Source organism: Hyphomicrobium sp. (genome assembly GCF_035687085.1).
GTDB lineage: Bacteria > Pseudomonadota > Alphaproteobacteria > Rhizobiales > Hyphomicrobiaceae > Hyphomicrobium_B.
The window spans coordinates 11,904-24,599 of sequence record NZ_DASRYS010000018.1 but is presented as its reverse complement, the minus strand read 5'-3'; the positions used below and the strand labels follow the sequence as shown (position 1 = coordinate 24,599).

Sequence of the window (12,696 nt, the reverse complement as noted above, 5' to 3'; positions counted from 1 at the left end):
GGCCTCAATATGACATCTCTCGCACACTTCGAAGCGATCGCTCGTTCGATCAGAATTCCGGGCGAGGCGGTCATTGACGGCAAGCTCGTCGCCGGCGCTTCCGGCGAGACCTTCGACAACATCACGCCGCGCAACGGGCGCATTCTCAATCGCGTCGTGCGCGGCGGCGCGGCTGAGATCGATGCCGCCGTCGCCAGTGGGCGGCGGGCGTTCGAAGACGGCTCGTGGCGCAAGCTTCACTATCGCGACAAGAAGAAGACGCTTCTGAAGCTCGCGGACTTGATGGAGCGCGAAATCGAGACGTTCGCGGTTCTCGAAAGCCTCGACGTCGGCAAGCCCATTTCGAATGCGCTCGGCGGCGATATTCCCAATGCCATCCGGACGCTGCGCTATTACGCGGAAGCGCTCGACAAGATCTACGGCGAGGTCGGACCGGAAGCGCCCGACCGGTTCTCGTTCGCCGTGCACGAACCGCTCGGCGTCATCGGCGCGATCGTGCCGTGGAATTTCCCGCTGCACATGGCGATGTGGAAAGTCGCTCCGGCGCTGGCAATGGGCAACTCCGTCGTTCTGAAGCCTGCCGAGCAGTCGCCTTTGACGGCATTGAAGCTTGGTGAACTGGCGCTGCAGGCTGGACTGCCAGCTGGCGTTCTCAACGTCGTGCCGGGTTTGGGTGCTGAAGCCGGCAAAGCTCTCGCGCTGCACAACGACGTCGACATGATTGCGTTCACGGGATCCGGCGCCGTCGGCAAGCTGCTGATGCAGTATTCCGGTCAAAGCAATCTGAAGCGCGTCAGCCTCGAACTCGGCGGCAAGTCTCCGCACATCATCTTCGCAGACTGCCCAGATCTTGATCGTGCTGCCACAGAAGCTGCCTGGGGCATCTTCTATAATTCAGGGCAGGTATGCACTGCCGGATCTCGTCTCCTCGTGCAGGAACCTATAGCGGATGATTTCCTCGATCGTTTGATAAGAATCTCGAGCAAGATCGTTGCAGGCGATCCTCTCGAGCCCGCGACCTTGTCAGGCGCAATGGTCAGTGAAGAACAGATGAAGACGGCACTTCGGTACATCGAGACGGCAAAGCGGGAGGGCGGCGCGCTCGCTCTCGGCGGCAGCCGCACACGTACCGAAAGCGGCGGCTTTTACGTCGAACCGACGGTGTTCGATCAGGTTCGTCCTGAGGCGACGCTGGCACGCGAGGAAGTCTTCGGTCCCGTACTTGCCGTCACGCGCTTCAAGGAGCCGGACGACGCCATCCGCATCGCCAATGATTCCAACTACGGCCTCGCCGCGGGTCTTTGGACGAAAGACATCGGGCTTGCCCACCGGGCCGCGCGCGAGATCCGCGCCGGTCTCGTCTGGGTCAATGGCTGGGACAGCTGCGATATCACGATGCCGTTCGGGGGCTTCAAGCAGTCGGGCTTCGGGCGCGATCGCTCGCTGCACGCTTTGCACAAATATGCCGACCTCAAGTCAGTCTCGATCACGTTCTGACGTTCCGGAGACAACAATAATGAACATCAAACCCTCCACCCCGTTCCCGACAGCCGCACTGATCGACGGACAGTGGGTCAATTCGGAAAAGACGTTCGCGGTTCTCGATCCGGCGACGGGCGACAAGATCGCCGACGTGCCGGATCTGACGCCGGAGGATACCAAGCGGGCCATTGATGCCGCCGCCAAGGCTTTCCCGGCATGGGCTGCGAAGCCCGCCAAGGAACGCGCGCAAATTCTGCGGCGCTGGTTCGATCTCATCACGGCAGAAACGGAAGCGCTCGCGCAGCTTATGACGGCCGAGCAAGGCAAGCCGCTCACGGAAGCGCGGGGCGAGGTCGCTTACGGCGCCTCGTTCATCGAGTGGTTTGCGGAAGAAGGTAAGCGCGCCTACGGCCATACGATCCCGACGACGGTCGCCTCGCGCCGCTACGTCACGATCAAGCAGCCGATCGGCGTTTGCGCCGCCATCACGCCCTGGAACTTCCCCATTGCGATGATCACCCGCAAGGTCGGTTGCGCGCTCGCCGCGGGTTGCACGATCGTCGTCAAGCCTTCGGAAGAGACGCCGCTGTCGGCGCTTGCTCTCGCCAAGCTCGCCATCGATGCCGGCGTTCCTCCGGGCGTTTTCAACGTCATCACGACGATGGATGGCCCCGGCTGCGGCAAGGTGCTGACCGGCGATGATCGCGTCCGCAAGCTGACGTTCACTGGCTCGACCGAGGTTGGCCGCATCCTCTATCGCCAGTCGGCCGACACCATCAAGAAGCTGACGCTCGAGCTTGGCGGCAACGCGCCGCTCATCATTTTCGATGACGCGGATCTCGACCAGGCTGTTGCGGGCACGATGGCATCGAAGTTCCGTAACGCCGGGCAGACCTGCGTATGCGCCAACCGCATCCTCGTGCAGGCGGGCATCTACGACAAGTTCATCGCCGCTCTCAAGGCTGCCGCCGAGAAGCTCGTCGTCGCTCCGGGCCGCGATGCGAAGTCCACCATCGGGCCGCTCATCAATGGCGAAGCCATCGACAAGGTGCAGTCGCTTCTCGCCGATGCCGTCGCGCAGGGCGCAAAAATCGAGATGGGTGGCGCTGTTTCCGATCAGGGCAAGCTCTTCTTCTCGCCGACCATCGTGACGGGCATTACGGACAAGATGGCGCTGGCATCGGAAGAAATCTTCGGACCGGTCGCTTCGATTTTCCGTTTCGAGACGGAAGCGGATGCGATCCGCATCGCCAACAACACGCCGTTTGGCTTGGCTGCCTACCTCTTCAGCCAGAACCTATCGCGGGCATGGCGGGTGGCGGAGGCGCTGGAGGCCGGCATGGTCGGCGTCAACGAAGGCGTGTTCTCCAACGAGGTCGTGCCGTTCGGCGGCATCAAGCAGTCCGGCCTCGGCCGCGAGGGTGCGCAGGAAGGCCTCGAGGAATATCTCGAAACGAAATTCATCTGCCTTGGCGGCATCAGCGCCTAGCAGTCAAGTATCGGCGGAGCAATTCGACTATTGCTCCGCTGAGCCTCCTCAGATCTCAGCCGATCTCGATCACGAAGGAACGACAATGGCTACTTCGGCCGAACTCCAGGCCCGGCGCGTCGCAGCGATCCCTCGCGGCGTCGGGAACGTCACACAGATCTTCGCCAAGAAGGCGAAGAACGCCGAGATCTGGAGCGAAGACGGCAAGCGCTATATCGATTTCGGCGCGGGCATCGCGGTCGTCAACACGGGCCATCAGCACCCTCGCCTCGTCGCTGCGATCGAAGAGCAGCTAAAAGCCTTCAGCCATGTCTGCTTTCAGGTGACGCCCTATGAAAACTACGTCAGCCTCGCCGAACGCTTGAACGCCATTGCGCCGGTCGCGGGTCCTGCGAAGACGATGCTGATCTCGACCGGCGCGGAAGCCGTCGAGAACGCGGTCAAAGTCGCGCGTGCTTTCACCGGCCGGTCGGGCATCATCTCGTTCACAGGCGCCTTCCATGGCCGCACGCACGTGGGCATGGCGCTGACGGGCAAGGTCGTCCCCTACAAAAAGGGTTTCGGCCCCTTCCCTTCCGATATCTATAACGTCGAATTTCCGAACCTCTATCACGGCGTCAGCGTCGAGCAGAGTTTGAAGAGCCTGAAGTCGCTCTTCAAGCACACGGCCGATCCGTCGAGCATCGCCGCCATCATCATCGAGCCGGTGCAGGGCGAAGGCGGCTTCAACATCGTGCCGAAAGAGTTCATGGGCGCGCTGCGGAAGGTGTGCGACGAGCACGGCATTCTGCTGATCGCGGACGAAATCCAGACGGGCTTTGCGCGCACTGGCAAGCTCTTCGCGATGGAGCACTACGGCGTCAAGGCCGATATCGTGACAATGGCGAAGGGCTTGGCGGGCGGCCTGCCGCTTTCCGCCATCGTCGGCCGCGCCGATGTCATGGATGCTTCTAACCCCGGCGGCCTCGGCGGCACGTATGCCGGCAATCCGCTCGCCTGCGCGGCAGCTCATGCCGTGCTCGACGTCATTGAAGAGGAAAAGCTCTGCGACCGTGCCAATGCCATCGGCCGCATCATTCTCGATCGCTGCAGCGAGCTTCAGAACAATTCGAACCTCAACTGCATCGGCGATGTCCGCGGCCTCGGCGCGATGTGCGCTGTCGAACTCGTGAAAGACAAGGCGAGCGGGGAACCGGCCCCCGAACTCACGGCTCAGCTTTTGAAGTCCGCCAACGAGCGCGGACTGATCCTGCTGTCGTGCGGCACATATGGTAACGTCATCCGCTTCCTCGTGCCGCTGACCGCCAGCGACGAATTGGTTCGTGAAGGGATGGATGTGTTCGAGGCGGCGTTGACCGACGCCGTCGCGCGCGTTGCTTGATTGATTGGCCTCGGCGACTCCCCTCCGGGGAGCCGGCCGCCGAGGCCGAGAGTTTGATTAGCCTTGCCAGCTCCTCGCGGAGCGGCCGCAAAGACGAAGAGAAGAGACAGAGAGACCAAGACCATGAACGTGCAAATCAAACCGAACGATCTTGAAGCGTTCTGGATGCCTTTCACTGCGAACAAGCAGTTCAAGACCAATCCGCGTCTCTTCGTCGGCGCCAAGGACATGCACTACATCTCCAACGATGGCCGCAAGGTTCTCGACGGCACGTCGGGCCTGTGGTGCGTCAACGCCGGTCACTGCCGGCCGAAGATCGCTGAAGCCATCAAAGCGCAAGTCGAGACGCTCGACTTCGCGGGCACCTTCCAGATGGGCCATACGCGCGCGTTCGAGGCTGCAACGCGCCTCGTCGATCTGGCGCCCGAAGGCTTCAACCATGTCTTTTTCACGAACTCGGGTTCGGAGTCGGTCGAGACCGCGCTCAAGATGGCGATCGCCTATCACCGCGCGAAGGGCAACGGCACGAAGGTTCGCCTGATCGGCCGCGAGCGCGGCTATCACGGCGTCAACTTCGGCGGCATGTCGGTCGGCGGTATAGGTCCCAATCGCAAGCTGTTCGGCACGCTCGTCGCCGGCGTCGATCATCTGCGTCATACGCACGATCCGGCCCGCAATAGCTTCTCGCGCGGCGAGCCCGAGCACGGTGCGGATCTCGCCGACGATCTCGAACGCCTGGTCGCGCTGCATGACGCCTCGACCATCGCGGCTGTCATCGTCGAGCCCGTCGCCTGCTCCACCGGTGTGCTCATTCCGCCCAAGGGCTACCTGAAGCGCCTCGAAGCCATTGCGCGCAAGCACGACATTCTCCTGATCGCCGACGAGGTGATCACGGCGTTCGGACGCTTGGGCACGCCGTTCGGCTCGGATTACTTCGGCATCTCGCCCGATATCATCACGACCGCCAAGGGCATCACCAATGGGACGGTTCCGATGGGCGCCGTGTTCGTCAAATCGCACATCCACGATGCGTTCATGAACGGCCCCGACTGGATGATCGATTTCTTCCACGGCTACACGTACTCGGGCCATCCGGTCGCCTGCGCGGCCGCCATCGGAACGCTCGACACGTACGCTGAGGAAGGCCTGCTGACGCGCGCCGCCGAACTCGCTCCCTACTGGGAAGAGCGCGCGCATGCGCTGAAAGACCTGCCGCACGTCATCGACGTCCGCAACATCGGCCTCATCGCCGCGTTCGAATTCGCGCCCGATCCGGCACAGCCCGGAAAGCGCGCCTATGACCGCTTCGTCAAGGCATTCGAAAACGGCATTCTCGTCCGTCAGACGGGGGACATCATCGCGATGTCGCCGCCGCTGATCATTTCGAAGGACGAGATCGATTATCTGTTCGACACCTTCGCCAAAGTGCTGAAGTCGATGAACTGATGAGTGCGTCTCATCTCTTGTCCCCTCCCCTCAGGGGAGGGGTTAGGGGTGGGGTGAGCCTGATAGAACGGTGGGAGAACGATGGCACTTCGGTAGCCTTCTCTCCCCACCCCCGCCCCTCCCCGCTGGGGAGGGGAAAAGAGAAACGATGAATCCAAACTTGCGCGGTCAAGCCGGATGATATTGGAAACGAGATACGCATGCACCTGATCGAAAATGCCATCAACGGCCGCCGCACCGCCGCCAATGCGGCGCGCACAATGCCCGTCTTCAATCCGGCGACGGGCGAAGAGGTCGCCAAGCTGCCGCTGTCGGGCGTCGAGGATCTCAATGCGGCCGTTGCTGCTGCGAAAGCCGCCGCGCAGTCGTGGGGCACGCTGCCGCCGATGAAGCGCGTGCGGCCGCTCTTCAAGTTCAAGGAGCTTCTGGAGAAGAACGCCGACGAGATCGCGCGGGCGATTTCGCGCGAGCACGGCAAGACGCACGCGGACGCGCTCGGCGAACTGGCGCGCGGCATCGACGTGGTCGATTTCGCCTGCGGAATTCCGCATCTGCTCAAGGGCGAGTTCAGCCGCAACGTCGGGCCCGATATCGACAGCTGGTCCGATCGTCAGCCGCTCGGCGTCGTCGCCGGCATCACGCCGTTCAACTTCCCGGCCATGGTGCCGATGTGGATGTTCCCCGTCGCCATCGCGTGCGGAAACACCTTCATCCTGAAGCCGTCCGAGCGCGATCCCTCGGCGCCGATGCTGCTCTGGGAGCTGTTCCAGGAAGCCGGCCTGCCGCCCGGCGTCTTCAACATCGTGCACGGCGACAAGACCATCGTGGATGCGATCCTCGATCATCCCGATATCGCCGCCGTCTCCTTCGTCGGCTCGACGCCCGTCGCGCAGTACATCTACGGCCGTGGCTCCGCCAACGGTAAGCGGGTGCAGGCCCTCGGCGGCGCGAAGAACCATATGATCGTGATGCCGGACGCCGACATGGATCAGGCGGTCGATGCGCTCATGGGCGCAGGCTACGGCTCGGCCGGCGAGCGCTGCATGGCGATCTCGGTCGCCGTGCCCGTTGGCGAGAAGACCGCCGACCGGCTTGTCGAGGCACTCGCACCGCGCGTTGCCAACCTCAAGATCGGTCCGTCCACGGATTCCGAATCCGAGATGGGTCCCGTGGTGACGGCGGATGCGAAGCGGCGCATCACCTCGCTCATCGATAAGGGCGTGGCTGAAGGCGCAAAGCTCGTCGTCGACGGCCGCGGCCTGACGCTACAGGGCTATGAGAACGGCTACTTCCTCGGCGGCACGCTGTTCGATCACGTGACGCGCGATATGTCGATCTATCGCGAAGAGATCTTCGGGCCGGTGCTCTCGGTCGTTCGCGCAAAGAACTACGACGAGGCGGCCGATCTCATCAACACGCATGAGTACGGCAACGGCACCGCCATCTTCACGCGCGACGGCGACACGGCGCGTGCCTTCGCCGACCGCATCGAAGTCGGCATGGTCGGCATCAACGTGCCGCTACCGGTTCCGGTCGCCTATCACTCCTTCGGCGGATGGAAGCGCTCCATGTTCGGCGATCACGCGATCTATGGGCCGGAAGGCGTGCACTTCTACACGCGCCTGAAGACGGTAACCGCGCGCTGGCCTGCCGGCATTCGTAAGGGCGCGGAGTTCAATTTCCCAAGCTTGAAATAGCGACGGCCCACCGGGCGACCTAAGACTGACGAAACGATTGCGGCGCCGGGATCAGACGATCCGGCGCCGCATTTTTCTTCGTACGCGAATTACTCAGTCCGGGAACGGCTCACATATCCCGCGGCCGCCGGAAGGAACGGATGCAGGGACCGGGTCCCAGTTCCGGACCATCTTCAGCGAAGATCTGAATTAACGGAGATACGGGCAGACGCGCTCGACGCCGCGGCGATCGATGTACGTGCCGGTCCGGTAGCTGAAGTCGGGGAAGTCCCGCGCGCAGCGGTTCATGTCCGAACGGTCCGCGCGATCCTCGGCAACGGCCGATGCGATGAGCGCGCCGCCGATGAGGCCGCCCACGAATGCGCCAGGGCCCCAGCCCCAGCCGCCCCGACGTCCATGGACGTTGATCACAGCGGATCCTGCGTCCTTGGAGATGGCAGCAGCGCCGGGGTTGAAGGGTGCTGCAGCGGCCTGCTCCGTCGCTGCAACGGTCGCCGTCATGGTGGCGGCAACGAGAGACGATGCGATGAATTTCCGTAGTTTGGTCATTTGCGTTCCCACCGAAACAAGTGTGCTTCTGTCCCGTCAAACGCGGCACGACCGGATGATCCGTCGCTCTGCCGCGAAACGATCACAAGCTTCGCTGACTCATTAAGGAATCATGAGGTGAGTTCGCGACAATTCGAAGGCAGCAGTTGGATTTAACGTCGCCAATAAACACGGCGTGAGAACAAGCCGGAGCGCCCAATACAAAAGAAAACCGGCCGCTCCCGGGGGGAAAGGAGCGACCGGTCGATCTGCTACCGGCGAGGGGATACCGGCAGCACGGGGGTTCTTTGAACTATTCCGCCGCCAAACGATTGTTGCGGCTGCCATCAAGAGTATCGAAGCCGAGAGATGCAGCGACGGCCTGATGCGTGATGCGGCCGTCCTTGACATTCAATCCATTAGCTAGGTGGGGATCCCGGTCGAAGGCTGCAAGGCCTTTTTCGGCAAGTTTGAGGACGAATGGCAGCGTTGCGTTATTGAGGGCCTGGGCCGAAGTGACGGGTACGGCGCCCGGCATGTTTGCCACGCAATAATGGATGACGCCGTCCACCTCGAAGGTCGGATCGGCGTGCGTCGTGGGCTTGGAAGTCTCGAAGCAGCCGCCCTGGTCGATCGACACGTCGACGAGCACGGCGCCCCTTTTCATGTCCTTCAGCATCGCCCGTGTAATGAGCTTCGGCGCGCTCGCTCCTGCGACCAGCACGGCGCCAATTACGACGTCGGCGGAGAGCACCTCGTTCTCGATGGTGTCCATGGTGGAGGCCAACGTGCGGACGCGGCCATGGAACATCTCGTCCAGCAGGCGCAGCCGAGGCAGAGAGCGGTCGATGATGGAAACCTCTGCGCCGAGCCCCGCGGCCATCCGGGCCGCATGCGTTCCAACGACGCCGCCGCCCAGCACGACGACCTTGCCCGGCTTGACGCCTGGAACGCCGCCTAAGAGCACGCCGCGGCCGCCGGCCGGGCGGCGCAGCGCCACGGCAGCAGCTTCGATGGAAAGGCGTCCCGCCACCTCGCTCATCGGGGCCAGCAGCGGCAGTCCGCCTGCCGGATCGGTGACGGTCTCATACGCAATGGCGGCAGCGCCCGATTCCATCAGGCCAATCGCCTGCGCCGGATCCGGGGCCAAGTGCAAATAGGTGAAGAGGATCTGATCTGGCCGGAGCCGCTTCCACTCGACGGGTTGGGGCTCCTTGACCTTCACGATCATCTGGGCGTCGGCAAACACGTCCTCCGCCGTCGGAACGATGCGAGCACCGGCTTTTACATAAGTTGTATCATCGGCAAAAATGCCCGCGCCCGCGCCAGATTGGACGACGACCTCGTGGCCGTGTGCCGTTAGCTCGCGCACCGAGCCGGGCACGAGGCCGACCCGATATTCATCAGGCTTAATTTCAGTAGGAACACCGATCCGCATGGTCTCGACCCCTCTGCTAGCAATGTGAGAGTGGCACGGATTGCGCGCTATTACGCGGCATTTTCGGTTGTCATGTCGCACTAAACCGACGATTGTATGCGCGGACAATCCGGAGAACGCAGGAAGATGGCGGAAATTGCCATGGACGCGCTGGATAAGGCAATTCTGACCGCGCTTCTTGCCGACGGGCGTCAGAGCCAGGTCGAACTGGCGCAGTCGGTCCCGTTATCGCCAACGGCTATCGGCCGCCGGATCCGTACGCTTGAGCAATCGGGCGTGATCGAGGGCTACGAGGTCAAAATCAATCGCAAGGCGCTCGGCTTTACGATGATGGTCGTCGTCCAGATCAGCCTTGAGAGCCAGAATGAAGAGCTCCTGGCGGCGTTCGAACAGGCGGCCGCCGCCGCGCCGTCCATCGTGTCCTGCTACATGATGTCGGGCCAGGACGATTATCTCATCACCGTGCTGGCGCGGGATCTCGCCGATTTCGAGCGGATCCATAAGGAGCAGCTTTCGCGGCTCCCCGGCATCTCACGCCTCCACTCGAGCTTCGTGCTGCGCGAGGTGACGAGCCGGACCCTGCCCGGCTCGAGTTTGCTGCGTTAGCCCTCGCATCCCCCGGGCCTCAGGGCGCCAGAGCGGCAGCGGCGGAAGCCGGCGGCGCATCTTCGGCATCATGCTGATAAGAGGTCTGCATCGCGGCGCCGTCGCGGCCGTAGATGTCGGGCCGGAACTCGACCACGCCGGTGGAGGGCTCCGCCCACGCCGTGATGTAGGTGAAGTAGACCGGGATGGGGCGCGTCAGCTTCAGCTCGAATTGCTGCCCTGTATCCAGCTGCTGGCGGACACGGCCGGGCTGCTCCCATCCGGCCTCGTAGTGCGCGATCCAATCGGCCAGATCGAAGACGTTCTTCACGCGAACACATCCGGCGCTGAAGGCGCGGCTGCGCTGGTCGAACAGGTTCTTCATCGGCGTGTCGTGCATGTAGACGCCGTACTGGTTGGACATGTCGATACGCAAAAGGCCGAGAGCGTTCTTTTCGCCCGGATCCTGCTTGAACTTGTAGCTGGCCGTTTGCGGCGACGACCAATCGATCGTGTTGGGATCGAGTTCGGGTCCGTTGACGCCGTTGTAGACGCGAATGCCTTCCTCAGCCAGATAGCCCGGCTCCTTGCGCAGGCGCGGAATGAGATCGAGGGTCGCGACGCTGTCGGGCACGCGCCAATACGGGAAGAAGTTGAGCGCCCTGACCGTCGCACGCAGGTCGGGCGTGTCGCGGCCCGGCCGCCCGACGATCACGCGGTGGCGAAGCTGCACTTCAAACTTGTCGACCGCCTCGAGCTGGAACGCGGGAACGTTCACCAGAATATAGCGATCTTCGATGCCGTTCATGAGGCCGCGGAGACGCTCGTAATTCAGCTTGAGCTGCGCCAGCCGCTGATCGGCGGTGATATTCAACACCGGATAGACCGACTGCTCGATGCGGCCCGTCTCGCGAATGCCGTTGCGCTTCTGGAAGCGCTTCACGCCTTCCGTCAGCTCACTGTCGAATGTCTGCGAGTCGTAATAGGAGCCCTTCGCCGGCATGTCTCCCGAGATGCGCAGGCGCTTGCGCAAAATCGGCACGCGCGGATCATCGTCGCCTTCGCGCATCATGCGGCCCTGCGGAACGACGGGCCAGCCGCCGCTCTCGACGATCTTCTCGTAGCGCTCGATCGCCGCCGCCATGGCGTTCAGCATGACGTCGCTACGCCAGGGCGTTGCATCGGGGCGCAGGTCATCGAAGTTATTTGCTGTCGACGCAGGCCGGGTTTCGCTCGCGCCGCGGCCGTAGCTCGGGCCCTGCAGCTCATCCCAAATGCTGATTTGGGCGTGGCCTGATCCAGCAAACTGCGGAACAAGTTGAAGCGCGGACACAATCAACACCAGGGCAGCCGCTCTCAGAACCGAAGCTCCAATCCGTGTCGTCAAAACCAAATCCCTCATCCCGCTCGTCCGGCTTCCGCTAAATGTTTTCACCAGTATAAAACTTCAACGCGGCACGCTTTTGAATTTGGGTGCCGCGCATCTATCGGGCTGCATACGTGCCTTTTCAGCCACTTAACTCCACCACGCGTATGGCCAAACAGTGACGATTTGGCAGCCCAAACCCGTCGCGGCAATCAACGATTGCGCATCCGTGTTGCGATCGTGCTTCTCAGACCCTGACGCCGGCCCGACCGGCCGGTGCCTCACGCAAAGTGGTCGTAGCCAAGGCGTTGGAGGTCCAGGAACCTTCCGTTCAGATCGCGAACCTCGAGCGGGCTTCCCTCTTCGAGAATTCCCAGTCGCGTGACGGCGATACCGGCTTCTTCGGCGCCTTGCTTGAAACCGGCCACCGCGTTTGGCGGCACGGCGGCGAGGATCTCGTAGTCGTCGCCTCCAGCAAGGACGAGGCTCGCGAGATTTTCATCATGGGTGAGCGCGGCGCTCACCGCCGAAGACACCGGAACTGACCCGAGCTCGAGAGACATCCCCGATCCTCCGGCGAGACGGCGCAGATCCTTGAGCAGCCCGTCGGAGACATCGAGCGCGGCGGAGGCATGATTTCGGAGGGCTTCTGCTAAGCCGATGCGCGGTCGTGGCCGGAGATAGCGGCCGAGCGCAAATGCGCGTTGCTCCTCGCTCAATACGTCATCGAAGGCTGCCGGAATTTTGCGAAGCGCAAGTCCCAGCGCCGCGTCTCCGATGGTTCCCGTGACGAAGACGTGGTCGCCGCTGCGGGCGCTGTGGCGTGGGACGAACTTGCCCGCCGGCACGGAGCCCATCATCGTGACGCCGATCGTGAGCGGGCCCGGCGTGCGATCGGTATCGCCGCCCAAGAGATGGCACCCGAAACTTTCCTGCGCTTGCCTCAGGCCGGCGGAAAAGCTTTGCATCCAGTCGCGCGTTGGCGCCTCGGGAAGAGCGAGCGTCAGGATGTACCCGAACGGCGTCGCGCCCTTGGCCGCCATGTCGGAGGCGTTCACGGCGAGCGCCTTCCAGGCGAAGTCCGCGGCGGCATCGCCTGCGAAGAAATGAACGCCTGCGATGATTGGATCGCTGCTGACGACGATGCCCGTACCAGGTTCGGGCGAGATCAGTGCCGCGTCGTCGCGAAGTCCGAAGGCGCCCGGTGCCCCCGCTGCGAGCGGCGCCAGATAGGTCTGGACGAGATCGGTTTCGTCTTCGATCCGATCGTCAGAGCCTTGCATC

The 12,696-nt window shown here is 62.9% G+C and carries 10 protein-coding genes; 6 read left to right on the top strand and 4 right to left on the bottom strand.

Annotation, left to right across the window (positions count from 1 at the left end; genetic code table 11):
* Positions 1–9 precede the first annotated feature (9 nt).
* From VFG26_RS16155 to VFG26_RS16135, 5 genes are all read left to right on the top strand, one after another.
* A complete protein-coding gene (locus tag VFG26_RS16155; protein WP_325027059.1) occupies positions 10–1,497 on the top strand; it encodes an aldehyde dehydrogenase in 1,488 nt (495 codons plus the stop codon).
* 19 nt (positions 1,498–1,516) lie between these two features.
* Positions 1,517–2,971, top strand: coding sequence for an NAD-dependent succinate-semialdehyde dehydrogenase (locus VFG26_RS16150; RefSeq protein ID WP_325027058.1), 1,455 nt, complete (start codon positions 1,517–1,519; stop codon positions 2,969–2,971).
* Positions 2,972–3,056: 85 nt separating this feature from the next.
* Positions 3,057–4,352, top strand: coding sequence for a 4-aminobutyrate--2-oxoglutarate transaminase (gene gabT, locus VFG26_RS16145; RefSeq protein ID WP_325027057.1), 1,296 nt, complete (start codon positions 3,057–3,059; stop codon positions 4,350–4,352).
* A 123-nt stretch (positions 4,353–4,475) separates the two neighbouring features.
* The gene (locus VFG26_RS16140) at positions 4,476–5,798 is read left to right on the top strand and encodes an aspartate aminotransferase family protein (RefSeq protein ID WP_325027056.1); all 1,323 of its coding nucleotides are present in this window, start codon (positions 4,476–4,478) and stop codon (positions 5,796–5,798) included.
* 200 nt (positions 5,799–5,998) lie between these two features.
* On the top strand, positions 5,999–7,495 hold the full coding sequence (locus tag VFG26_RS16135) for a CoA-acylating methylmalonate-semialdehyde dehydrogenase (RefSeq protein ID WP_325027055.1): 1,497 nt from the start codon (positions 5,999–6,001) through the stop codon (positions 7,493–7,495).
* 189 nt (positions 7,496–7,684) lie between these two features.
* Here VFG26_RS16135 and VFG26_RS16130 read toward each other — a convergent pair whose 3' ends face one another.
* Both VFG26_RS16130 and ald read right to left on the bottom strand, forming a co-directional pair.
* Positions 7,685–8,044: a hypothetical protein gene (locus VFG26_RS16130; protein ID WP_325027054.1), complete on the bottom strand. Its 360-nt coding sequence runs from the start codon at positions 8,042–8,044 to the stop codon at positions 7,685–7,687.
* Between the two features lie 292 nt (positions 8,045–8,336).
* Positions 8,337–9,461 carry an alanine dehydrogenase gene (gene ald, locus VFG26_RS16125; RefSeq protein WP_325027053.1) on the bottom strand — a complete coding sequence of 375 codons (1,125 nt, stop codon included), beginning with the start codon at positions 9,459–9,461 and terminating at the stop codon, positions 8,337–8,339.
* Positions 9,462–9,587: 126 nt separating this feature from the next.
* Here ald and VFG26_RS16120 point away from each other — a divergent pair, with 126 nt between their 5' ends.
* Positions 9,588–10,067, top strand: a complete 480-nt coding sequence (locus tag VFG26_RS16120) for an Lrp/AsnC family transcriptional regulator (protein WP_325027052.1) — start codon at positions 9,588–9,590, stop codon at positions 10,065–10,067.
* Positions 10,068–10,086: 19 nt separating this feature from the next.
* On the opposite strand, the gene VFG26_RS16115 is transcribed toward VFG26_RS16120, so the two are convergent.
* On the bottom strand, positions 10,087–11,388 hold the full coding sequence (locus tag VFG26_RS16115; RefSeq protein WP_325027051.1) for a L,D-transpeptidase family protein: 1,302 nt from the start codon (positions 11,386–11,388) through the stop codon (positions 10,087–10,089).
* Positions 11,389–11,693: 305 nt separating this feature from the next.
* On the bottom strand, positions 11,694–12,695 hold the full coding sequence (gene thiL / locus VFG26_RS16110) for a thiamine-phosphate kinase (RefSeq protein ID WP_325027050.1): 1,002 nt from the start codon (positions 12,693–12,695) through the stop codon (positions 11,694–11,696).
* Position 12,696 lies beyond the last annotated feature (1 nt).